The organism is Streptomyces sp. Ag109_G2-15, from assembly GCF_900215565.1.
Taxonomy (GTDB): Bacteria; Actinomycetota; Actinomycetes; order Streptomycetales; family Streptomycetaceae; genus Streptomyces; species Streptomyces diastatochromogenes.
Map to the genome: position 1 here is coordinate 1,653,408 of NZ_OCNI01000002.1, position 22,700 is coordinate 1,676,107.

17 protein-coding genes are annotated in these 22,700 nt (G+C 70.8%); 9 read left to right on the top strand and 8 right to left on the bottom strand.

Annotated features, from left to right (window positions below; all coding sequences use genetic code 11):
• Genes CRP49_RS43910 through CRP49_RS43920 form a run of 3 tightly spaced genes read right to left on the bottom strand, consistent with a single transcriptional unit; the run spans position 1 to position 5,185 of the window.
• Positions 1–3,054, bottom strand: a complete 3,054-nt coding sequence (locus tag CRP49_RS43910) for an alpha-mannosidase (RefSeq protein WP_097258907.1) — start codon at positions 3,052–3,054, stop codon at positions 1–3.
• A gap of 32 nt (positions 3,055–3,086) precedes the next feature.
• Positions 3,087–4,424, bottom strand: a complete 1,338-nt coding sequence (locus tag CRP49_RS43915) for a 6-phospho-beta-glucosidase (protein WP_097258908.1) — start codon at positions 4,422–4,424, stop codon at positions 3,087–3,089.
• Entirely contained in the window at positions 4,421–5,185 is a 765-nt protein-coding gene (locus CRP49_RS43920) for a DeoR/GlpR family DNA-binding transcription regulator (protein WP_097258909.1), read from the bottom strand. The genes CRP49_RS43915 and CRP49_RS43920 overlap by 4 nt, the downstream gene beginning before the upstream one ends.
• Positions 5,186–5,336: 151 nt before the next feature.
• On the opposite strand from CRP49_RS43920, the gene CRP49_RS43925 reads away from it, so the two are divergent.
• Genes CRP49_RS43925 through CRP49_RS43955 form a run of 7 tightly spaced genes read left to right on the top strand, consistent with a single transcriptional unit; the run spans position 5,337 to position 16,085 of the window.
• Positions 5,337–6,392: a carbohydrate kinase family protein gene (locus CRP49_RS43925; protein WP_097258910.1), complete on the top strand. Its 1,056-nt coding sequence runs from the start codon at positions 5,337–5,339 to the stop codon at positions 6,390–6,392.
• 56 nt (positions 6,393–6,448) lie between these two features.
• Positions 6,449–7,735, top strand: a complete 1,287-nt coding sequence (locus tag CRP49_RS43930; protein WP_097258911.1) for an ABC transporter substrate-binding protein — start codon at positions 6,449–6,451, stop codon at positions 7,733–7,735.
• Positions 7,735–8,691, top strand: a complete 957-nt coding sequence (locus tag CRP49_RS43935; RefSeq protein WP_097258912.1) for a carbohydrate ABC transporter permease — start codon at positions 7,735–7,737, stop codon at positions 8,689–8,691. Before CRP49_RS43930 ends, CRP49_RS43935 begins: the two co-directional genes overlap by 1 nt.
• Before the next feature lie 14 nt (positions 8,692–8,705).
• Positions 8,706–9,542 carry a carbohydrate ABC transporter permease gene (locus tag CRP49_RS43940; protein ID WP_097258913.1) on the top strand — a complete coding sequence of 279 codons (837 nt, stop codon included), beginning with the start codon at positions 8,706–8,708 and terminating at the stop codon, positions 9,540–9,542.
• Positions 9,539–12,469: a glycoside hydrolase family 2 TIM barrel-domain containing protein gene (locus tag CRP49_RS43945; protein WP_097258914.1), complete on the top strand. Its 2,931-nt coding sequence runs from the start codon at positions 9,539–9,541 to the stop codon at positions 12,467–12,469. The genes CRP49_RS43940 and CRP49_RS43945 overlap by 4 nt, the downstream gene beginning before the upstream one ends.
• A 46-nt stretch (positions 12,470–12,515) precedes the next feature.
• Complete coding sequence (locus CRP49_RS43950; RefSeq protein ID WP_097258915.1) at positions 12,516–14,372, top strand: LamG-like jellyroll fold domain-containing protein; 1,857 nt, start codon at positions 12,516–12,518, stop codon at positions 14,370–14,372.
• 27 nt (positions 14,373–14,399) lie between these two features.
• Positions 14,400–16,085: a PHP domain-containing protein gene (locus tag CRP49_RS43955; RefSeq protein ID WP_097258916.1), complete on the top strand. Its 1,686-nt coding sequence runs from the start codon at positions 14,400–14,402 to the stop codon at positions 16,083–16,085.
• 4 nt (positions 16,086–16,089) lie between these two features.
• Here CRP49_RS43955 and CRP49_RS43960 read toward each other — a convergent pair whose 3' ends face one another.
• From CRP49_RS43960 to CRP49_RS43975, 4 genes are read right to left on the bottom strand one after another with little or no spacing between them, the layout of a single operon-like run.
• Complete coding sequence (locus CRP49_RS43960; RefSeq protein WP_094220974.1) at positions 16,090–16,545, bottom strand: MaoC family dehydratase; 456 nt, start codon at positions 16,543–16,545, stop codon at positions 16,090–16,092.
• Between the two features lie 14 nt (positions 16,546–16,559).
• Entirely contained in the window at positions 16,560–18,065 is a 1,506-nt protein-coding gene (locus CRP49_RS43965) for a long-chain fatty acid--CoA ligase (RefSeq protein ID WP_097258917.1), read from the bottom strand.
• A 10-nt stretch (positions 18,066–18,075) separates the two neighbouring features.
• Complete coding sequence (locus CRP49_RS43970) at positions 18,076–18,951, bottom strand: amidohydrolase family protein (protein WP_097258918.1); 876 nt, start codon at positions 18,949–18,951, stop codon at positions 18,076–18,078.
• Positions 18,951–19,868, bottom strand: coding sequence for an SDR family NAD(P)-dependent oxidoreductase (locus tag CRP49_RS43975; RefSeq protein WP_097258919.1), 918 nt, complete (start codon positions 19,866–19,868; stop codon positions 18,951–18,953). The genes CRP49_RS43970 and CRP49_RS43975 overlap by 1 nt, the downstream gene beginning before the upstream one ends.
• A gap of 193 nt (positions 19,869–20,061) precedes the next feature.
• Here CRP49_RS43975 and CRP49_RS43980 point away from each other — a divergent pair, with 193 nt between their 5' ends.
• Together CRP49_RS43980 and CRP49_RS43985 are read left to right on the top strand one after the other, a co-directional pair.
• Positions 20,062–20,481 carry a MarR family winged helix-turn-helix transcriptional regulator gene (locus CRP49_RS43980; RefSeq protein ID WP_097258920.1) on the top strand — a complete coding sequence of 140 codons (420 nt, stop codon included), beginning with the start codon at positions 20,062–20,064 and terminating at the stop codon, positions 20,479–20,481.
• Positions 20,478–21,254, top strand: a complete 777-nt coding sequence (locus CRP49_RS43985; RefSeq protein ID WP_097258921.1) for an IclR family transcriptional regulator — start codon at positions 20,478–20,480, stop codon at positions 21,252–21,254. Before CRP49_RS43980 ends, CRP49_RS43985 begins: the two co-directional genes overlap by 4 nt.
• Before the next feature lie 51 nt (positions 21,255–21,305).
• Here the strand turns inward: CRP49_RS43985 and CRP49_RS43990 are convergent, their stop codons facing one another.
• The gene (locus CRP49_RS43990) at positions 21,306–22,604 is read right to left on the bottom strand and encodes a lipase family protein (protein WP_257033836.1); all 1,299 of its coding nucleotides are present in this window, start codon (positions 22,602–22,604) and stop codon (positions 21,306–21,308) included.
• Positions 22,605–22,700 lie beyond the last annotated feature (96 nt).

Here is a 22,700-nt window from a genome sequence, read left to right on the forward strand (position 1 = left end):
TCAGCTCACCTCGGCACGCCGCAGCCGCAGGGTCAGGATCTGGAAGGGCCGCAGCGCGACGGAGACGCCACCGTCGGCCGCCACGGCCGCGTCCTCCAGCGGCCGCTCCAGCAGGTCGGCGACCTGGGCGCCGGCGAGCGGGAATCCGGTGCGCAGCACACCGCTCGCCCGGCCGCCCCGGGACTCGTAGAGCCGTACGACGACGTCACCGGAGTGGTCGTCGGCGAGCTTGACCGCCTCGACCGTCACGCCCTCGCCGTCCACCGAGACCACCGGCTCCGGTGCACCCGCCGCCTCGGCCACCCGCAGCGGGAGGTTCAGCGCGTAGCCCTCGGCGACCGCGTCCGCGATGTCCGCGCCGGGCAGCAGGGAGTAGGTGAAGCGGTGCCGGCCCTGGTCGGCGCCCGGGTCCGGGACGCGCGGGGCGCGCACCAGGCTCAGGCGGACCGTGGTGGTCGTACCGCCGTCCTCGCGGACCGTGCGGGAGACGTCGTGGCCGTACGTCGAGTCGTTGAGGACCGCGACGCCGTAGCCGGGCTCGGCGATGTGCACCCAGCGGTGGCCGGAGACCTCGAAACGGGCCGCCTCCCAGCTGGTGTTGGTGTGGGTGGGGCGCTGGACGTGGCCGAACTGGATCTCGGCCGAGGAGTGCGGGGCGCGGACGTCCACCGGGAAGGCGGCCTTGAGGATCTTCTCGGCCTCGTGCCAGTCGATGTCCGTCTCGATGTCGATACGGGGGCTGCCCGCGCGGACGGTGATCGTCTGGGTGATGGTCGAGCCCTTGCCGAAGGAGCGCGTGACGCGGATCGCGCCGACGAGCGGGGACTCCTCGACGACGGTGACGGAGTCGGCGTCCAGGAGGTCCGTGTACCGGTTCTTGTAGTGCTTGTCGATGTCCCAGGCGTCCCAGTAGTTGGGGAGGTCGGTATGGAGGCGCAGGAGGTTGCCCGGCTCGGCGAGGACTTCGCGATGCGCCCGTAGATCGTATACAGACGACAGTGTTCCGTCTTCCGCCACCTGTACCCGGACCAGACCGTTGTCGAGGACGCGGCCGCCGACCGTGACCGGCTGCGGGGGCTCCGTGTCCCCGAGGGGCGCGCTGCCGTTCGCGGGCACCCGCACGTACGCCGGTGCGCCCTCGGGCGTGCGGACGACCTCGGCGCGGTCGTACGGGCTGGTGTTGAAGGCGCGGGTCCCGCCGGCGCCGAGCGCGGCCACCGCCTCGGCGGTCAGCTCCTCCAGCTCCCCGGCCACGCGGGCGTATTCGGCCTCCGCCTCACGGTGCACCCAGGCGATGGACGAGCCGGGCAGGATGTCGTGGAACTGGTGCAGCAGGACCGTCTTCCAGAGGCGGTCGAGCTTCTCGTACGGGTAGGAGTAGCCCGGCGCGTGCAGCGCGGCCGTCGTCGCCCACAACTCGGCCTCGCGCAGCCGGTGTTCGCTGCGTCGGTTGCCCTGCTTGGTGCGGGCCTGGGAGGTGTAGGTGGCGCGGTGCAGCTCCAGGTACAGCTCGCCGACCCAGACCGGGGCGTCCGGGTACTCGGCGCGGGCCTTCGCGAAGAACGCGTCGGGGTGCTCGATCTCGACCTTCGGGGAGCCCTCCAGGTCCTTCAGCCGCCGGGCCCGTTCCATGATCTCGCGGGTGGGGCCGCCACCGCCGTCGCCCCAGCCGAAGGGCGCGAGCGAGCGCGTGGCGCCGCCCTTCTCGCTGTAGTTGCGGACCGCGCGGGACATCTCCTCGCCGCTGAAGCGGGCGTTGTAGGTGTCGATCGGCGGGAAGTGGGTGAAGATGCGGGTGCCGTCGATGCCCTCCCACCAGAAGGTGTGGTGGGGGAACTTGTTGGTCTGGTTCCAGGAGATCTTCTGGGTGAGGAACCAGTCGTTGCCGGCGAGCTTGGCGAGCTGCGGGTAGGCGGCGGTGTAGCCGAAGGAGTCCGGTAGCCAGACGCCCTTGGTCTCGATGCCGAAGTGCTCGATGAAGAACCGCTTGCCGTGGATGAGCTGGCGGGCGATGGCCTCGCCGCCGGGCAGGTTGCCGTCGGCCTCCACCCACATGCCGCCGACCGGCGCCCACTGGCCCTTCTTCACGGACTCCTGGATCCGGGCCCACACGTGCGGGTAGTTGTCGCGCACCCACTCGTACTGCTGGGCCTGCGAGCAGGCGAAGACGAACTCCTCGTACTCGTCGGCCAGGGAGGTCACGTTGGAGAAGGTGCGGGACGTCTTGCGCTTGGTCTCGCGGATCGGCCACAGCCAGGCCGAGTCGATGTGGGCGTGGCCGACACCGGAGAGGCGGTGCGCGCTCGCGTTCGCGGGCTTGGACAGGGCCGGCTTCAGCGCCTCGCGCACGGCGGCCGCCGAGCCGGGGATGTCGTCCAGGTCGAGCAGGTCCATGGCCCGGTCGAGGGCGTGCATGATCTCGTGCCGGCGCGGGTCGTGCTCGCCCAGCTCCAGCATCAGCTCGCGCAGCACCTGGACGTCGAGGTCGAGGTGCCAGACCTCCTCGTCGAGGACGGCGATGTCGGCGCGCCGGAACGTGTACAGCGGACGGTCGCCCGCCGTCAGCACATCGCCGAGCGGGGTCGGGCCCGCGAAGTCGTTGGCGAGGATGTCCGGGTTCGAGGCCGCCTCGACCAGGTAGTCCACCGTCTCACCGCCCGCCGCCGGGTTGGCGATGGGCACGTACTGGTTGAGCGGGTTGACCGCCTTCAGCGGTGTCCCGTTCGTCAGGTGCACCAGCGCCTCGGCCTGGTTGCCGGGCCAGTCGCCCACGAAGCCGAGGTCGATGACGGCCTCGACGCGCCGGCCCGCGAACCCGTCGGGCACCCGGCCGCGCATCCGGAACCAGGTCGTACCCCAGGGCGGGCCCCACGGGGTGCCCATCGCGAAGGGCTCGTACGGCGCGGCCGCGGCCTCCTCGAAGGAGACCGGCTCCCCCGGGGCCTGCCAGGACTCCACCTCGAAGGGGACGGTGGCCGCGTAGGTCGCGGGCTTGATCCGCTGGTTGTGGAGGCGCTCAACGCGCTCCTCGATCCGACGGCGTTCGTCGTGCATGGAAGTCTCCAGGAAGCGGGGAGGGAAAGCGCTTACTTAAGATACGCCAGGCCGGGATGGACCTCGGTGTAGCCCTCGACCAGCCTGCGGGCCACGTTCACCGAGTCGACCAGCGGGTGCAGCGCGAAGGCCTTCACGGCCGTCGTGCGCGAACCGGACTCGGCGGCGGCGAGCACCTCGCGCTCGACCGCCTTGACCGCGCACACCAGGCCGGTGGCGTGGCCGGGCAGCGGATCGACGGCGACCGGGTGGGCGCCGTTGGCGTCGACCAGGCACGGCACCTCGATGACGGCGTCCGCGTCGAGGACCGACAGGGTGGACCGGTTGCGCACGTTGAGGATCAGGGTCGTGCGCTCGTCCCGGGCGATGGCCCGCATCAGCGCCAGGGCCACCTTCTCGTAGCCGCCGGAGAGGTCGTCGGCGTCGCGTTCGCCGGCGCCGGCCGTCTCCCGGTTCTCGGCCATGTAGGTCGCCTCGCGTTCTGCGCGGGTGCGGTCCCAGGCGTCGAGGGCGGAGGCGTCCGACCGCTTGACCTCCTCGTAGAAGTGCGCCTGCTGGTCGCGCAGGAAGGCACCGCGGGTCTTCTCGGCCTGCTGGTAGGCGCGTACGGCCTCGCGGTTGAAGTAGTAGTAGTGCAGGTACTCGTTGGGGATCGCGCCGAGGGACTGCAGCCAGTCGACGCCGAAGAGCTTGCCCTCCTCGAAGGAGCCGAGCAGGCCCGGGTCGGCGAGCAGGCGCGGGAGTTCGTCGCGGCCCGCGACGCGCAGGCCGCGCACCCAGCCGAGGTGGTTGAGGCCGACGTAGTCGATCCATGCCTCGTTCGGGTTCGCGCCGAGGACCCGGGCGATACGGCGGCCGAGGCCGACCGGCGAGTCGCAGATGCCGATGACCCGGTCGCCGAGGTGGCGGGACATGGCCTCGGTGACCAGTCCGGCCGGGTTGGTGAAGTTGATGACCCAGGCGTCGGGGGCCAGGCGGGCCACCCGCCGGGCGATGTCGACGGCGACCGGGACGGTCCGCAGACCGTATGCGATCCCGCCCGCGCCGACCGTCTCCTGCCCGAGGACTCCCTCGGCCAGGGCCACCCGTTCGTCGTTCGCCCTGCCCTCCAGGCCGCCGACGCGGATCGCGGAGAAGACGAAGTCGGCGCCGCGCAGGGCCTCGTCGAGGTCGGTCGTGGCGGTCACACGGGGGGCGTCGTCGACGGTCGACGCCTGTTCATCCAGTACACGGGCGACCGCATACAGTCGACTGTCGTCCAGATCATGCAGCACGACCTCGGTGACCCGCCCCTCGGCGCGGTCCGTCAGCAGCGCCCCGTACACGAGCGGCACGCGGAATCCGCCGCCGCCCAGAATCGTCAGCTTCACGTCTGCACCCTTCCGGCCAGGACCACCTCGACGCCCGCCTCCTCCAGTGCGGAGCGGGTCGCCGGGTCGACCGGCTCGTTCGTCACCACCACGTCCAGGTCCTCCGGGCCGCAGACCTTCGCCATCCCCGTACCCGGGAACTTCGCCGCGTCGGCGAGCAGCACGACCCGGTCGCCGGCCTTGATCATCGCGCGCTTGACCGGCACCTCGACGACCGTCGTGTCCATCACCTGCCCGCCCGGGCGCACCCCACTGGTGCCGAGGAAGAGCCAGTCGGCGTGCAGCTGGCGCAGGTTGTCCTCGGTGAGGAAGCCGACCAGGGAGCGGTACTCGCGGCGGACCATGCCGCCGAGCAGCACCAGTTCGATGCCCTCGTCGTCGGCCAGCTCCTCGTAGACCACCAGGTTGCTGGTGATCACGGTGAGCCGGCGGCCGTGCAGTTGGCGGGCGAGCCGGTAGGCGGTGGTGCCGATGTCGAGCAGCACCGACTGCCCGTCCTCGACCATCGCCGCCGCGCGCGCCGCTATGGCGTCCTTTTCGGCCACCCGCATCTCGGCGACCTCGGCGAAGGGCTGGTCGCCCTCCTCCACGACCGCGCCGCCATGGACCCGGGTGAGCAGGCCGTCCTCCTCCAGCTTCACCAGGTCGCGCCTGATGGTGGCGGGGCTCACGCCCAGCTGTTCGGAGAGATCGGTCACGGCCGCGGGGCCACCGGAGCGCAGGGCCCGCAGGATGAGTTGATGTCGTCGTTCTGCCAGCACGGCATGAACACTACTCGTCATCTTCAATCAAATCCATGCTCACTTCTGCTCGGGTATTGACCAAACTCCCGGAGCGGCGCACGATTCCGTGCACCGAATTTGAACAGTTCTGACGAGCGGTTCTGAACGACTCCGACGAGAGGACGCCTCCGTGGACGACGACCGGCCCGATGTGCTCCTGACCGGGCTGCTCTTCTACGACCTCGTCCTCACGGGTCTGGGCAGACCGCCGACGCCGGGCGAGGAGATCTGGACGGCGGGCATGGGCTGCGGCCCCGGCGGCATAGCCAACCTCGCGGTGGCCGCCGCCCGGTTCGGCCTGCGCACCTCGCTCGCCACCGTCTTCGGCGACGACTTCTACGGCGCCTACTGCCAGGAGATCCTCGCCGGCCAGGAGGGCGTCGACCTCACCCTCTCCCGCCGGGCGGACGGCTGGCCCACCCCGGTCACCGTCTCCCTCGCACTCCCCCACTCTCGGCTGCGCTCGAGCGGAGGGACCCCCATCTCCGACCGGGCCCTGGTCACCCACGGCAGCGAGCCGCCGTACTCGCAGGACGCGCTCATGGGCGACCCGCCCGAGGCGCGCACCGCCCTCGTCCACATCGAGGCGGAGCCCCGCGCCTGGCTCGCCAAGGCCGCCGCCAACGGCACCCACATCTACGCCGACGTCGGCTGGGACCCCACCCAGCAGTGGTCCCGTGACCTCCTCGACCAGCTCTCCCTGTGCCACGCCTTCCTCCCCAACGAGGCCGAGGCGATGGCCTACACCCGCACCGACAGCGCCGTCGCCGCCCTCGGCACGCTGGCCGAGCTGGTCCCGGTGGCGGTCGTGACGCGCGGCGGCGACGGGGCGATCGCCGTCGACCAGACCACCGGCGAGTACGCGGACGTCCCGGCCCTCGACATCGATGTCCTGGACGCGACGGGCGCCGGTGACGTGTTCGGGGCGAGCTTCGTCGCCGCCACGCTCGCGGGCTGGCCCCTGGAGGAACGGCTGCGGTTCGCCGTCCTGGCCGCCGGCCTCTCCGTCCAGCGGCACGGCGGGGCACTGGCGGCACCCGGCTGGTACGGGGTCGACCGCTGGTGGCGCTCACTGACCGACCCGGACCTCGGGCGCGCGTACGGGTTCCTCGCGGACCGCCTCCCGGCGGACCCGGGCCCGCCCGTGCGGTACGCCCCCGTCACTCCCCCCGCACGGCAGTACTGACCCCCACTCCCGCACCCATGCGAAGTCCCGAACAGATCCGAAAGGCGGTGGGAGCTGTGCGGCTCTCACGAAGAGGCCTGCTGCGCGCGGGCCTGGCCACCGGGGCCGCCACGGCGCTCGGCGGCCTGGCGTCCGGCTGTGCCGTTCCGACCGGCTCCACCGGCCGGAACATGGTCCTGTGGTACTGGGACGGCGGCCTCGGCGACACGGTCCTGAAGAAGGCCAAGGCCCGTTACGACTCCACGGTGAACCTGCAGGCCGTCAAGATCGGCGGCTACTACCGGTCAAAACTGATCACCACGATGACCGGGAACGCCCATGTCCCCGACATCGCGGGCCTCAAGGGCGAGGACATGGCGTCCTATCTGCCCAACGCGGACCAGTTCGTGGACCTGCGCACGCTGGGGGCGGAGAAGTACAAGAGCCGGTACCTGGCGTGGAAGTGGGAGCAGGGCATCGCCGACGACGGCTCGATGGTCGGCTTCCCGATCGACTGCGGACCGGTCGCGCACTTCTACCAGTACCAGGTGTTCCGGAAGGCGGGACTGCCGTACGAACCCGCCGACGTCTCCAAGGAGTTGGACACCTGGGAGAAGTACTTCGCGGCGGGCGAGCAGCTCAGGAAGCGGATCCCGGGCACGTATCTGCTCACCGACGTCAACGCCGTCTTCGAGAACGCGGTGCAGCAGGGCAGCAAGCGGTACGTCGACAAGGACCGGCACTTCATCGGCGACCAGGCGCACGTCCGGCGCGCCTGGTCGCTGGCCGTGGAGGCCAAGCGGCGCGGCATCGTCTCGAACCTCGTCACCGGCACCCCGGACCAGATCTCCGCGGTGGACGACGGCAAGCTGCCCAGTCAGCTCGGCGCTTCCTGGGCGACGTACGACATCAAGAACGGCAACCCGAAGACCAAGGGCAAGTGGCGGATCGCCGACATGCCGGTGCGGCCCTCCAACAACGGCGGCTCGTTCCTGTCGATCACCAAGGAGTGCCGGGAGCCCGAGCAGGCCTTCGAGATCATCGCGTGGATGCTCGACGCGGCCAACCAGGCCTCGGGCTACGTCGACGCGGGTCTGTTCCCCTCCACGCCCGCCTCCTACGGCCTGAAGCAACTGCGCGAGCCCGACCCCTTCTTCGGCGGCCAGGTGACGACGGACGTCTTCGGGCCGGCCGCGCAGAAGATCGCGGTCGCCTACAACAGCCCGTACGACGTGGCGCTCGGGCAGCCCATCAAGGACGAGATCAAGAACGTCGGCGTCCTCGGCAAGGACCCGGACAAGGCCTGGAGTGACGCCATGAGCAAGTGCCGGCGCATCGCGAAGCACCTGGGGGTGAGCTACTGATGGCCACCGCTCTGGAGAAGCCTCCCGTCATCGCGGAACAGACCTCGACTGCCGGACCCCGCACGGGCTTCCGCAAGTACTGGCACCTGTACGCCGCGATCTCCCCCTTCTATCTGCTGTTCCTCGCCTTCGGCCTGATCCCCGTCGGCTTCTCGCTCTATCTGTCCTTCCACCGCTGGGACGGCCTCGGCTCGATGGAGTGGGCGGGTCTGTCGCAGTACCGGTACCTGCTGAGCGACAGCGACTTCTGGAGCTCGATCGGGAACACGATCATCATCTGGGCGCTGGCCACCTTCCCCATGATCTTCCTGGCGATGGTCACGGCCGTGATGCTCAACTCGGCGGTCCGCTTCAAGAACGTCTACCGCTTCGCCTACTTCCTGCCGAACGTGACCTCCGTCGTCGCCATCGCGATCGTCTTCGGCTCGGCCTTCTCCACCAACTTCGGCCTGATGAACGCCCTGTTGCAGGCGGTGGGCCTGGACCAGGTGGCGTGGCTGAACACCCCTTGGGGCATCAAGGTCGCCATCGCGACACTGATGACCTGGCAGTGGACCGGCTACAACGCGATCATCTTCCTCGCCGGCCTGCAGACCATCCCGAGCGAGCTGTACGAAGCGGCGCGGGTGGACGGCGCCGGTCCCGTGCAGACGTTCTTCCGGATCACACTGCCCCAGCTGCGGCCGACCCTGCTCTTCGTGCTCGTCGTCTCGACGGTCACCGGCCTGCAGAGCTTCACCGAGGCACAGGTGCTGCTGCAGAACACCTCGAACGACTCGACGTTCTCCGGCGGCCCGGGCCACGCCGGCCGGACCATGGTCCTCTACTTCTTCCAGCAGACCTTCGACAACAACGACTTCGGCTACGGCGCCGCCGTGGCCTGGGGGATCTTCCTCGTCGTCGTCCTCTTCTCGATCATCAACTGGCGGCTGGTGCAGCGCCGGGGCGAAGAATAGGCAGGCCCGTCACCATGGCATCCATCAAGGGAACCCGCGGCAGAGGGATCGCGCTGCACGCCGTACTCGTCATCGGACTGCTGCTGTCGGCCTTCCCGTTCTACTGGGCCGTCATCATGTCGACGCACACGGCGACCGAGATCTTCTCCTACCCGCCGAAGCTGCTGCCGGGCTCGCACTTCCTGCAGAACGTCCGCAGCCTCTTCGACAACATCGACTTCTTCGGCTCGATGCTGAACTCGCTGCTGGTGGCGTCGTCGGTGACCTTCCTGGTCCTGCTGTTCGACTCGCTGGCAGCGTTCGTCTTCGCCAAGTTCGAGTTCCCGGGCCGCAGGCTGCTGTTCGGGCTGCTCATGCTGATCTTCATGGTGCCGACGCAGCTGGCGATCATCCCGCAGTTCGTGATGATGGCGAAGATCGGCTGGATCGGCTCGATGACGGCGCTGATCGTGCCGGCGGCGGCCAACGCCTTCGGCATCTTCTGGATGCGCCAGTACATGCGGAGCGCGATCCACGACGAACTCCTCGACGCCTCGCGCATCGACGGGGCGAACTTCCTGCGCCAGTACTGGCACGTGGCCCTCCCGGTGGTCCGGCCGGGGCTCGCCTTCCTCGGCATCTTCACCTTCATGGGCACCTGGAACGACTACGCCTGGCCCCTGGTCGCCCTCACCAACCCGGACAACGTCACCCTCCAGGTGGCGCTGTCCCAGCTCAACGGCGTCCACGGCACCACGGACTACGGAATGGTCATGACCGGCGCACTCCTCGCCCTCATCCCCCTGCTGATCGTCTTCGCGATCGGCGCCAAGCAGATCATCGGCGACCTGGGCAAGGGAGCCGTCAAGTGACGGACCCGCTGTCCGCGCTGCGCCCCTGGGAGGCACCCGAGGTGACCTCCCGGGGGCGGCTGCCCATGAACGCCGTCGACCGGCGCTCCGGAGCACTCCCCCTGGACGGCGACTGGCGATTCCAGCTGCTGCCCGCTCCGGACGCGCCGGTCGGCGGTGCCTGGTCGTCGTCGTACGTCCCGGGCGTCTGGACCATGCAGTCCGCCGGTGCCGACGACCTTCCGCAGTACACGAACGTCCGTATGCCGTACACAGAATTCCCGCCACAGTCGCCCGCGGCCAATCCGACGGGCGTCTACGAGCGCGAGATGGACGTCCCCGACGACTGGGCCGGACGCCGGATCGTGCTTCAGGTCGGGGCCGCCGAGAGCGTGCTCCTCGTGCACGTGGACGGTCGGCCCGTCGGGATCTCCAAGGACTCCCACCTGGCCGCCGAGTTCGACCTCACGGACGTCGTGCGCCCCGGCGAGCGGTCCGTCGTACGACTCACCGTCGTGAAGTGGTCGGACGCCTCGCACATCGAGGACCAGGACCAGTGGTGGCACGGCGGGATCACCCGGTCCGTGCTGCTGTACGCCACCGATCCCCTGTACCTCGCCGACGTGACCGTGCGGGCCGCGTACGACGGTGATCTGCGCGTCGACTGCCGGGTGCGGGACACACGCGGCGCGCTGCCCGAGGGGTGGTACGTCAGCGGCGATCTGGACGGCCGGCTCCTCGCCCAGGACACGGAGTTCGACCGCGTCAACGCCGAGGACGACCGCGTCTCCGACTTCCTCGGAGAGGCCCGTGTCCACGCCACGATCCCCGACGTGCGCACCTGGAACGCCGAGACCCCCGAGCTGTACGACCTCACCGTCCGCCTGCACCGCCCGGACGGAACGGTCGCCGACACCTCGCGGCACCGCGTCGGCTTCCGCGACGTCGAGATCGTCGGCCGGGACCTGCTGGTCAACGGCGAGCGTGTGTTCATCCGGGGCGTGAACCGGCACGACTTCCATCCGCTGACCGGGCGGACGGTGTCGTACAACGACATGCGTGCGGACCTTGTCCTGCTCAAGCGGTTCGGCTTCAACGCGATCCGCACCTCCCACTACCCGAACGACCCGGCCCTCTACGACCTCGCCGACGAGCTGGGCCTCTACGTCGTCGACGAGGCCGACATCGAGTCGCACGACCACGCGCACGAGATCGCCGACGACCCGCGCTATCTGAACGCGTTCGTGGACCGGGTCTCCCGGATGGTGCTGCGCGACAAGAACCACCCGTCGGTCATCATCTGGTCGCTGGGCAACGAGTCCGACTACGGCGCGAACCACGACGCGGCGGCCGGCTGGGTGCGACGGCACGATCCGACCCGGCCCCTCCAGTACGAGGGGGCCGCCAAGCGCGGCTGGGCGGATCCGGACGTGGCGTCCGACATCGCGTGCCCGATGTACGCGCCGATCGAGGACTGTGTGGCGCACGCCCTGTCCGGGGAGCAGACCAAGCCGCTGATCCAGTGCGAGTACTCGCACGCGATGGGCAACAGCAACGGCACCCTGGCCGACCACTGGGCGGCCATCGAGTCAACGCCGGGTCTTCAGGGCGGCTTCATCTGGGAGTTCTGGGACCACGGAATTCTGCAGCGCGTGAGCGATGGAAGACCGGCCGGGCGCGCGGGCGCCGGGCTGTATGACAACGGTGTCGCCGCGCCCGGCCATCGCTGGGCGTACGGCGGCGACTTCGGCGAGCCCCTCCACGACGGTGCCTTCATCGCCGACGGGGTCGTCTTCCCGGACCGCACGCCCAAGCCCGTGCTGTACGAGCACCGGGAGCTGGCGGCGCCGGTCCGCATCCGGTGCTACCGGCACGAGGGGATCGTCCTCGCCAACCATCAGCACTTCCGCGGCCTGGACTGGCTGGCGGCCGGCTGGGAGCTGTCCCTGGCCGACGGTCGCGTGCTGACCGGGCCGGCCGAGCTGCCGGATCTGCGGCCCGGCGAGACGGCCGCCGTACCGCTGCCGTTCACGCTGCCCGAGGACGGCGGCGAGGCGTGGCTGACGCTGCGGGTGACGACCGCCGAGGACGAGGCGTGGGCGCCGCGCGGTACGGAGGTGTGCGCGCCCCAGGTGCGGCTGCGGGCGGCCGCCGTACCGGAGCCGGGGCCGGCCGTGCCCGGGCGGACGGTGCGGGTGGACGACGACGGGCTGCTGGTGCATCCGCTACTGACGGCCGCGCCGGTGCTGTCCCTGTGGCGGGCGCCCACCGACAACGACGAACTGGGCGGCATCGCCCGCCGCTGGCGCACCTGGGGCCTGGACGCCCTGGTCCGCAAGGTCGTCTCGGTGCGCCGCGAGGGCGAGACGGTGACCGTGCTCGCCGAGTACGCCGGGACGGCCGGTGTCGTACGGCACCGGCAGGAGTTCACGCCGGTCGAGGGCGGCGTCCGGGTGGCCGAGTCGGCCGAACTGCCTCCCGAGTTCGACGATGTGGCCCGGGTCGGCTCGGTGTTCGAGACGGTGCCGGGGCTCGATCTGCTGGAGTGGTTCGGGCAGGGGCCCTGGGAGTCGTACCCGGACCGCTCGACGGGTGCGCCGGTCGGCCATTACGCGCTGCCCGTGGACGAGCTGTTCACGCCGTATCTGCGCCCGCAGGAGAGCGGCGGCCGGCACGGGGTACGGCGGTTCACGCTGTCGGCGTCCGACGCGACCGGGATCGCGGTCGAGCTGGACGAGCCACGGCAGGTGTCCGTCACCCGCTACCGCGCCGAGGACCTGACCGCCGCCGCGCACCACGACGAACTGGTGCCGCGCCAGGGCTGCGTGGTGCACCTGGACGCCGCGCACCGGGGCCTCGGCACGGCGTCCTGCGGCCCGGACACCGCCCCCTCCTACCTCGTCCCCGCCGGGATCCACCGCTGGAGCTGGACCCTGCGCGCTCTCTGACTCCCCCCACGCCTCCTCTCCCCTTCACCCCTCTCACGGAGCAGACGTGTGTACTTCGCATGACCACCCCCAGGGCGAGGCCGCGCAGGCCGGAGCCGGAAGGCGCGGCTTCCTCAGGGCCACGGCGCTGCTCGGCGCCGCCGCCACGGCCGGCGTCGCGCTGCCGACCGCCGCCGAGGCGGCGCCCGCGTCGGCCTCCCACTGGCGGCCCGATCCGGAGAGCCGCCGCTTCACCATCGCGGTGATGCCCGACACCCAGTACCTCTTCGACGGACCGAGCATCGACAAGGCGCCCGTCGAGGCGTCCCTGCGCTATCTGCTGGAGCACGGCAGGGAGGAGAACATCGTCTTCCTGTCCCACCTCGGTGACCTCACCCAGAACGGTGCCAAGGACGAATGCGCCGCGATCGGCGAGGCGTTCGGGATCCTCGACCGGCGGGGCGTCGGCTACAGCGTCCTCGCCGGCAACCACGACGTGCGGTCCTCGACGGACGACCAGCGCGGTGCGACGGCGTACCTGGACACCTTCGGGCCGCAGCGGTTCCAGGGCAGGAAGACGTTCGGCGGGGCCTCGCCCGACGGCTACAACACCTACCACCTCTTCCGGGCCGGCGGACGGGAGTGGATGGTGCTGGCGCTGGACTGGCGGCTGTCGGCGAAGGGGTACGCCTGGGCGAAGGACGTCCTCGCCCAGCACCCGAAGACGCCCGTCATCCTCACCACGCACGAACTGGTCGTCGAGGACGACACCTTGTCGGCCTACGGGCAGCAGCTGTGGGACCGGCTGATCGAGGACCACGACCAGATCTTCCTGACCCTGAACGGCCACTACTGGCCCGCGGGCCGCGCGACCCGCAAGAACGCGGCCGGCAACGAGGTGCACCTGCACCTGACCAACTACCAGAACCGGTACTTCGGCGGCGCGGCGATGATCCGCCTGTACCGCTTCGACCTGGACCGGGGCGTCATCGACGTGGAGACGGTCTCGCCCTGGATCCTGGGCCGGGCCGCGAAGGGGCTCAACGAGCTGGAGCGGCAGGAGATCGAGCTGAGCGGGGACGCCGACCGGTTCTCCGTCGGCATCGACTTCACCGCCCGCTTCTCCGGCTTCGCCCCGGTCCCCGCACGTCCGGCGCGCCCCGCGTCCCGGATGGTCGTCCCCGGCACGGTCGCCTACTGGCGCTTCGACGAACACGAGAACGAGGGCGCCGGTACGGGCGTGAGCGGTACGGTCCGTGACCTGTCCGGGCGCGGCAACGACCTCACGCTCGTCACGGTCGGCGGCGGCACGCTGACCTGGTCGGCGGACCACCACCCCGACCAGCCGGGCCACGGCAGCCTGGAGTTCCAGGGCTTCAAGTCCCCGCTGAAGGGGGCGTATCTGCGCACGGTCGACGGCGCGCCCCTCAACTCGGCAACGTTCAAGGCGGGTTACACCATCGAGGCCTTCTACCGCCTCCCCGCCGACTGGGACCCCTCGCACCACGCCTGGTCCGGCGTCGTCAGCCGCACCGGCACGGGCGGCGCCGCCGGGAAGACCGGCGACGACCCCGACGAGCCGCTGGCCACGCTGTCCCTGTCGAACGACCGGGAGCCACAGTGGGCGATGCGTCCGCTCAACCAGGAGGGGATCGCCACCAACTGGGGGCAGGAGACGCCGCTGGAGACCTGGTGGCATCTGGCGGTCGTCAACGACGGGCAGCACACCACGCTGTACGTCGAGGGCTGCCCGGTCGTCCGCAACCCCACGGCGCCGGCCGTCGGGATCACCTCCGTCGGTCTGCCCTGGCTGCTCGGCGGCTACGAGTACGCAGGCAAGATCGACCAGATCCTGCACGGCCGCCTCGGCGACGTGCGCATCGTCGAACGGGCGCTGCCCGTCACCTCCTTCATGAACCACTGACGCCCTCGAAGAGGACTTTTCACGATCATGACCGAGCAGCAGCTGCCCTCCTGGGCCGACCCGTCCGTCTCCCCCGCATCCCTCGACGCGCAGGGCGTGTCGAGACGCGGACTCCTCCACCGCGCCGGCCTGTTCGGGGCCGCGTTCGCCCTGGGTCCGGCCGCGACGCCGGCCTTCGCCTCGGCCTCCGCCTCCGCCTCCGACAAGAAGGGCTTCGGCGGCGACGACCCGCGCCTCGCCTACCTCGTGGGCGACCACCACGTCCACTCCGTCTACAGCCACGACGCCAAGTACACGTTCTCGCAGCAGGCCCAGGCCGCCGCCAGGTACGGCCTGGACTGGATGGTGTTCAACGAGCACTCCAACTTCGGCCACGCCCACTACGGCGCCGCGCTGGAGCACCAGGAGATCCTCAAGGCCCGCGCCGAGAACCCGCGCCAGCTGATCTTCCAGGGCCTGGAGTGGTACATCCCGGCCGCCGAACACTGCACGATCTTCGCGGCCCCGGGCCCCCACGAGGTCGACCTGCTCACCCAGTTCGAGCTGGCCTACGACGGCAAGCTGCTCGGCTACACCGACGGCGCCCCGGGCAACGCCAACACCGCCCGCAACGAGGCCCATGCCGTCAAGGCCATCCAGTGGCTGGCCGAGCAGCGCCGCACCGGCTACGTCGACGACGTCCTCGTCCTCGCGAACCACCCGCTGCGCCTCGGCATCGACTCCCCGCACGAGATGCGCAACTGGCGCGACGCGGCCCCCGAGATCATGATCGGCATGGAGGGCGCGCCCGGCGCCCAGGGCGCGGCCATCCCCGGCTGGCGCGGCGCGACGTCGATCCGCGGCGAGTACGAGAACAAGCCCTCCGCGAACTCCTTCGCCGGCTACCCGACGGACGCCTACCTCACCTACGGCGGCTTCGACTGGGCCACCGCGACGGTCGGCGGTCTGTGGGACTCGATGCTGGCCGAGGGCCGGCTGTTCTCGATCACCACCAACTCCGACAACCACCGCACCGTCTTCGACACCTGGAAGAACGGCGACTGGCAGCCCGGCCAGAACTTCGACAACACCGGGAAGCTGCCCGACCCGGTCGACACCGACACCCCGCAGCCCGGCAGCGACTTCTGGCCCGGCGAGTTCAGCCGGACCCACGTCGGCGTGACCCGCTACGGCTACCGCGCCGTGATGGCGGGCCTGCGCGCGGGCCGCGTCTGGCTGGACCACGGGCATCTGCTCGACGGGCTCGACGTGCGGCTGAAGCGGGACTGCGACTTCGGGCGGGGGGTCACGCTGGGCGGCCGGCTCCGCGTGCGCAAGGGCGAGAAGATCACGCTGTACGTGACGGTGACCACCGCCTCCCGGGCCAACCCGCAGGGAATCCTGCCCAAGTTGGCGCACGTCGACGTGATCCGGGGCGCGGTGCGCGGCCCGGTCGCCGACCGCGACAGCTGGCAGGCGCCGGACACCAAGGTCGTCGAGACCAGGGACGTCAGCGGCCGCACCGGCACGTACACCCTGCGCATCCCGCTGACCGCCGGGGACGAGTCGTTCTACGTACGCCTGCGCGGCAGCGACGGCAACCGGCACGGCGCCGGCTACCTCGGCGCCGCGATCGACCCGCACGGGCCGGTCCCCCACGAGCCCGGAAACGGTGACCCGTGGGCCGACACGTGGTTCTATTCCAACCCCGTCTTCGTCGACGTGCAGCGGTGACCGCTCACGCGTAGAAGCGGGAGAGACTCTGCAGGACGGCGGCGGGCTTCCCGCCGCCGTCGATCTCTATCGTGCCGTCGACGGCGATCTGCACCCCGCCCGGCACGTCCTCCACGGAGGCGAGCCGCGCGGTGAGCCGGATGCGCGAGCCCACCTTCACCGGGGAGGGGAAACGGACCTTGTTCAGCCCGTAGTTGACCTTCGTGGTCACGCCCTGGACGTCCAGCAGCTCGGTGAAGAGCGGGATGAACAGGGAGAGGGTGAGGTAGCCGTGGGCGATCGGGGCGCCGAAGGGGCCCTCCTTGGCGCGTTCGGGGTCCACGTGGATCCACTGGTGGTCGCCGGTGGCGTCGGCGAAGGTGTCGATGCGCTCCTGGGTGACCTCGATCCACTCGCTGGTGCCCAGGTCGCTGCCCGCGAGCTTCTTCAGTTCGTCGATGCCGTTGACGGTGACGCTCATATGGCTTTCCTTCGCTAGGAGTTGGTGCCGTAGCGCTTGCGCACGCGGGACTTGAGGAGCTTCCCGGAGGCGGTGCGCGGGAGTTCGTCCGCGAGGACCACCGACTTCGGGATCTTGTACTTGGCGAGGCGTCCGGCCAGCGAGGCCAGTACCTCGTCGGGGTCGACCGAGGCACCCTCGCGGGGCACCACGACCGCGCGCGGCACCTCGCCCCACTTGTCGTCCGGCACGCCGATGACCGCGCACTCGACGATGTCGGGGTGGGAGAGCAGCAGGTCCTCGATCTCGGCCGGGTAGATGTTCTCGCCGCCGGAAATGATCATGTCCTTGATGCGGTCGACGACATGGACGTACCCGTCCTCGTCGACCTGGGCCGCGTCCCCGCTGCGGAACCAGCCGTCCGCGAACGAGGCGGCCGTCTCCTCGGGCAGCCCCCAGTAGCCGGGCATGACATGCGGACCACGGACCACGACCTCGCCGGTCTCACCGACGTCGACCGGCGTGAAGTCAGGCCGCACGACGCGTACGTCGCTGAAGAAGTGCTGGACTCCGGCCGACCCGGCCTTGCTGACCGCGTGTTCCGCGTCCAGGAAGAGCGTGCCGGGGGACGCCTCCGTCATGCCGTAGCCCTGGAGGAAGGTGAGCCCGCGCTCCTGGTAGGCGGCGATGAGCGGGGTCGAGACCGGGGAGCCGCCGCAGGTCAGGATCCTCAGCGACGACAGGTCGGCGTCCGGCCAGCGCGGGTGCCGGGCCACCTGCTCGAACATCGTCGGCACCCCGAACATGAAGGTGATCCGGTGCTCTTCGATCAGGTCGAAGGTGGCGTTGGGGTCGAAGGACTCGACCAGGACGCAGGTGCCGCCCTTCAGCAGCACGGGCAGCGTCAGCATGTTCAGGCCGGCCGTGTGGAACAACGGCGCGGAGACCAGGGCGCGTTCGTCGGCGATCAGGTCGGTGTCGACGAGGACGTTGATCGCGTTCCAGGTCAGGTTGGAGTGGGTGAGCATCGCGCCCTTGGGGCGGCCGGTCGTCCCCGAGGTGTACATGATGATGCAGGTGTCGTCGGGGGTGACCGGCTCGTCGATCGGGTCGGTCGCCGCGGAGGTGATCGCCGCCTCGTACTCGGCGCCCACCTCGACATACTCACGCACGTCGGTGTCGCCCGGCAGTCCGGCGACCAGGCCCGCGTGCGAGGGGCCGTAGACGAGTGCCCTCGCGCCCGAGTCGGTGAGCTGGAAGGCGATCTCCGGGCCCGCCAGGCGGGTGTTGAGCGGGACGAAGACCGCGCCGAGCGTGCCGGCCGCGAAGAGGGTCTCCAGGTAGGAGGGGTGGTTGGGGCCGAGGTAGGCGATGCGGTCGCCGCGCCGGACGCCCCGGGAGCGCAGGGCGTGGGCGAGGCGGGTGGTGCGGTCGTACAGCTGCGCGTACGTGAGCGAGGTGCCGCCGTGGATCAGGGCGGTACGGTGCGGGGTCTTGCGGGCCCGGCGTGCGGGCCACGACCCCAGTCCCTCATTGCGCATCTACGGCCCCTTATGGCTTGGTCAGCCCGAGCAGGCGGGCGGCGTTCTCCTTGAGGATCCTCGGCCTGACCTCGTCCTTGACGGACAGCTTCGCGAAGTCGGCGAGCCAGCGGTCCGGGGTGAGGACGGGGAAGTCGGAGCCGAACAGGACCTTGTCCTTCAGCAGCGTGTTGGCGTACTGCACCAGTTGCGGCGGGAAGTACTTCGGCGACCAGCCGGACAGGTCGATGTGCACGCCCGGCTTGTGCGTGGCGACGGCCAGGGCCTCGTCCTGCCAGGGGAACGAGGGATGCGCCAGGATGATCTTCAGCTGCGGGAAGTCGGCGGCGACGTCGTCCACGTGCAGGGGGTTGGAGTACTTCAGGCGGATGCCGCCCCCGCCGGGCACGCCCGCGCCGATGCCGGTCTGGCCGGTGTGGAACAGGGCGATCGTGCCGGTCTCCTCGATCACCTCGTACAGCGCGTACGCCACCGCGCGGTCGTTGGGGAAGAAGCCCTGGATGCTGGGGTGGAACTTGAAGCCCTTCACCCCGTACTCCTCCACCAGCCGCCGGGCCTGCCGCACGCCGGCCTTCCCGCGGAAGGGGTCGATGGAGGCGAAGGGGATGAGGACGTCGGAGTTGGCGGCCGCGGCCTCGGCGACCTCCTCGTTCGGGACGGGCGCGGTGCCGGTGGCGGACTCGGCGTCCACCGTGAAGATCACCGCGGCCATCTTCCGCTCGCGGTAGTAGGCGGCCGTCTCCTCCAGGGTGGGCTTCCGCTTGCCCTCGACCTTGAAGTAGGCGCAGGAGGCGTCGTGCAGGTCGTCGTCCAGGGAGGAGTGGCCTTTCGAGGACACCTCCGCATGGGTGTGGACGTCGATCGCGACCAGGTCGTCGATGTCCATCACGCCTCCGGGATCTTCGGAGCGGGAATGCCGACCGTCTGGGGTTCGGCGCCCACCGACGTGTGCCAGGCGTCGGCCAGCGCCTCGGGGCTCCAGCCGCCGTTCGCGTACGCCGCCCGGATCTCCTGCGGATGCGACCAGAGTGCCACCTTGTCCCCGCCGATACCGATGGCCTGGCCGGTGATGCCGCGCGCCGCCTCGGAGGCGAGGAAGGGCACGAGGGCCGCACAGTCCTCGGGGGTGCCGAATCCCTCGCCCTTGCGCAGGAAGTCCGGCAGCGGCGCGCCGTCCCGCATCGCCTCGACGTAGGGGGCGAAGGCCGGGATCGTCTCGGTCATCGCGGTCGCGGCGACCGGCACGATCGCGTTGACGGTGATCTGCGCGCGGGCCAGCTCCATCGACCAGGTACGGGCCATGGCGGCGATGCCGGCCTTGGCGGCGGCGTAGTTGGTCTGCCCGAAGTTGCCGCGCTGCCCGGCCGGGGAGCCGACCAGGATCAGGGTGCCGCCCTCGCCCTGCTCGCGCATCCGGACGGCGGCGGCGCGGGCGCAGGTGAAGGTGCCCTTGAGGTGGGTGGTGACCACGGCGTCGAAGTCGTCGTCGGTCATCTTCCACAGCACCTTGTCGCGCAGGATGCCGGCGTTGGTGACCAGGACGTCGAGCCGGCCGAACTCCTCGACCGCGCGGGCGACCAGCCGGTCGGCGGCCTCGGCGGTGCCGACCGGGACCACCTCGGCCACGGCGGTGCCGCCGGCCTCGGTGATCGACTTCACGGCCTGCTCGGCCACGGCCTCGTCGACGTCGTTGACGACCACCGAGGCGCCGTGGGCGGCGAGGGCGTGGGCGTAGGCGAGGCCGAGGCCCCGGCCGCTGCCGGTGACGACAGCGGCCTTGCCGGTGAGATCGATGGGGGGCACGTGCGGGTCCCTTCGGCTGGGAAGCGGGTGAGATCGAAGCTAAGAGCAATAATTGTTGTCGTCAATAGTTGTTGCGAACCTTCGGATGCGGCATGCTGGGATCCGTACCGCTCGCAGGAACCGAGACAGGGAGTCCGTCATCAGCCCCCGGCACACGAACGACCCGACACCGATCGACGCGGACGAGCCGTGGATGCGCGGGCTGCACGCGGACACCGGCTACCTGCTGTACCGTCTGGGCCTGCGCTCCGGGCAGCTGTTCAACGCCTTTCTGCAGGAGTCGGGGCTGCGGCTGCGCCACTACGCGGTGCTGCGGTTCCTGGCCGGCTCCGACGGCGCCCTGCAGCGCGAGCTGAGCATCCGGCTCGGCTACGACCCGAGCGCCATCGTGGGCCTGGTCGACGATCTGGAGAAGCTCGGCTTCACCGAACGGCGCCCCTCTCCCGACGACCGCCGCAGCAAGATCGTCGTCCTCACCGAGGACGGGCGTGCCTTCCTGCGCGGCACGGACGAGGCGGGCCGGCGCGTCACCAACGACCTGCTGGGCCCGCTCGACCCCGCGGAGCGCGAGACGCTGCACTCCCTGCTGCTACGGGTCGCCGACCGGCCATGACCGGTGAGCCGGTCCGCTCCGCCCGCTCCGCACCCGAGCGGCTGCTGGCCGTGCTCGCCGCGTTCGACCACGCGCACCCGGCGCTGTCCCTGACGGACATCAGCCGCCGGGCCGGGCTCAGCCTGACCACCGCGCACCGGCTGGTGCACGCGCTCACCACGTGGGGTGCCCTGGAGCGGGACGACGACGGGGTCTACCACGTGGGCCTGCGGCTGTGGGAGGTGGCCGCCCTCGCCCCGCGCGGCCTGGCACTGCGGCAGATCGCGCTGCCGTACCTGGAGGACCTGTACGAAGCGACCCACGAGAACGTGCAGTTGGCGGTCCGCGACGGAGCGCAGGTCGTCTACATCGAGTGGCTGTCGGGGCGTTCGGCGGTCGGCGTGCACATCCGGGTCGGCGCCCGCTGGCCGCTGCACGCCACCGGAGTCGGCCTCGCCCTCCTCGCCCACGGCGACCCCGGCTTCCAGGAGGAGTACTGCACCGGCCCGCTCACCTCCTTCACCCCGTACACGATCACCGACCCGGCACACCTGCGCCGCACCCTGGCCGGAGTACGCCGCACCGGCGCTGCGGTGAGCAACCGTCAGATCACCGACGACGCCCTGTCGGTGGCGTCCGCGGTGCGCGGAGCGGGCGGCGGTGTGGTCGCGGCGGTATCCGTCGTGGTGCCCCAAGAGAGCGCTCAGGTACCGGTGTTGATACCGGCGGTGCGGCTGGCTGCGCGGGGGATCTCGCGGGCACTGGGCTGGCGGCCCGAGCGGGCGGACGCGTGAGGTCCCCGCGCCGTGGGGTTCCGGCGCGGGGACCTCTGCGGGGTACGGGGGTCAGCAGTTCCCGGCGTCCGCCTTGCCTGCGAAACGGTCGCCGAGCCAGGCCACCACGTCACCGATCGCCTGGGCGTCGCCGGTGAGGTGGTCGCCGGCGTACGAGGTCCAGCGGGTGGTGACACCGGCGGCGCAGTAGGCGCGACGGGTGGCGCTCGCCGTCTGCGCGGGGATCACCTCGTCCAGCAGGCCGCGGTACTGCAGCACCGGGAAGCCGATCTCGTAACGGGCGCCGGATCCGGGGGTGCCGACCCCGGTGCCCAGCTCGTTGGCCTCGACCGCGTCGCCCCAGGTGGTGCCGTCGGAGCCGTGCAGGGCGTAGATCTGGTCGATGGTCAGCCCGTCCTTGGTGTACTGCTCGATCCGCGTGCCCGGGAAGCGGCTCACGGTGCCGAGCGCGCAGAGCGACTCGGCGTCCTTGACGCCCTTGCGGCCGTTGTCGTTGAGGAGGCTGTCGAACGGCATGTCCGGATGAGTGACGGACAGACCGATGAACGCGTCCACCAGGAACCCGGCGAAGAACTGTCCGTCGAGGTTGCTCGCCACCTGCTTGAGGTCGGCGGGGATCCCGCCGGAGGCCGAGCCGACGACGTTCAGTTCGGGGGCGTACGACTTGGCGAGCTGGGCCGCCCAGAGGCTGCCGGAGCCGCCCTCCGAGTAGCCCCAGATCCCGACCTCGGCATCGGGGCTCACCCCGGCGCCGGGCACCCGGGAGGCCGCGCGGGCCACGTCGAGGACGGCGTGACCGGCCTCGGCCCCGGAGGCGTACGGGTGGACCTGGCCGTCCATGTAACCCTGGCCGTCCGTCGCGGCGACGGCGTAACCGGCGTTGAGCAGTGCCGCGATGTTCGGGCCCTCGTAGGCGTCCTGGTACTGGCCCGCGAGCTGCTTGGAGAACGCGCACTGCGGTCCGATGCCGAGGGTGCCGGGCACGAACGCGACCAGCGGCCGCTCGCCCGGTCCGGTCCACGGCTTCTGCGGTACGACGACGGTGCCGACGACGGAGACCCGCCGGCCGCGCCCGTCGGTGGAGCCGTACTGCACCTTCCACGCGTTCAGCGGGGGGCCGCCGACCACCATGGGCAGCGAGTCGACCCGGCGGCAGGCGACGACGGCGCCCGGTGCGGCGGTGGCGCTGTCCGGGGGCCGGTAGATGTCGGCGTCCGCGGCGGAGCACGCCTCCGGCGTCCCGGCCGCCGCGGTCACCGCCGGCACCGCCAGCAGTCCGCCGAGCAGACCCGCGGCGGCGAGCAGTGCGGCTCTCTTCGGCAGGGGCTTCCTCGACCTGTGGGAGTTCACCTCAGAGCGTCCCTTCTGTGGGGTGAAGAGGTACGTGAAGCTGAGCAGGCCGAGAGGTTACGGAGGCGTAGGTAAGCACTGATAGTTAAAGGACGA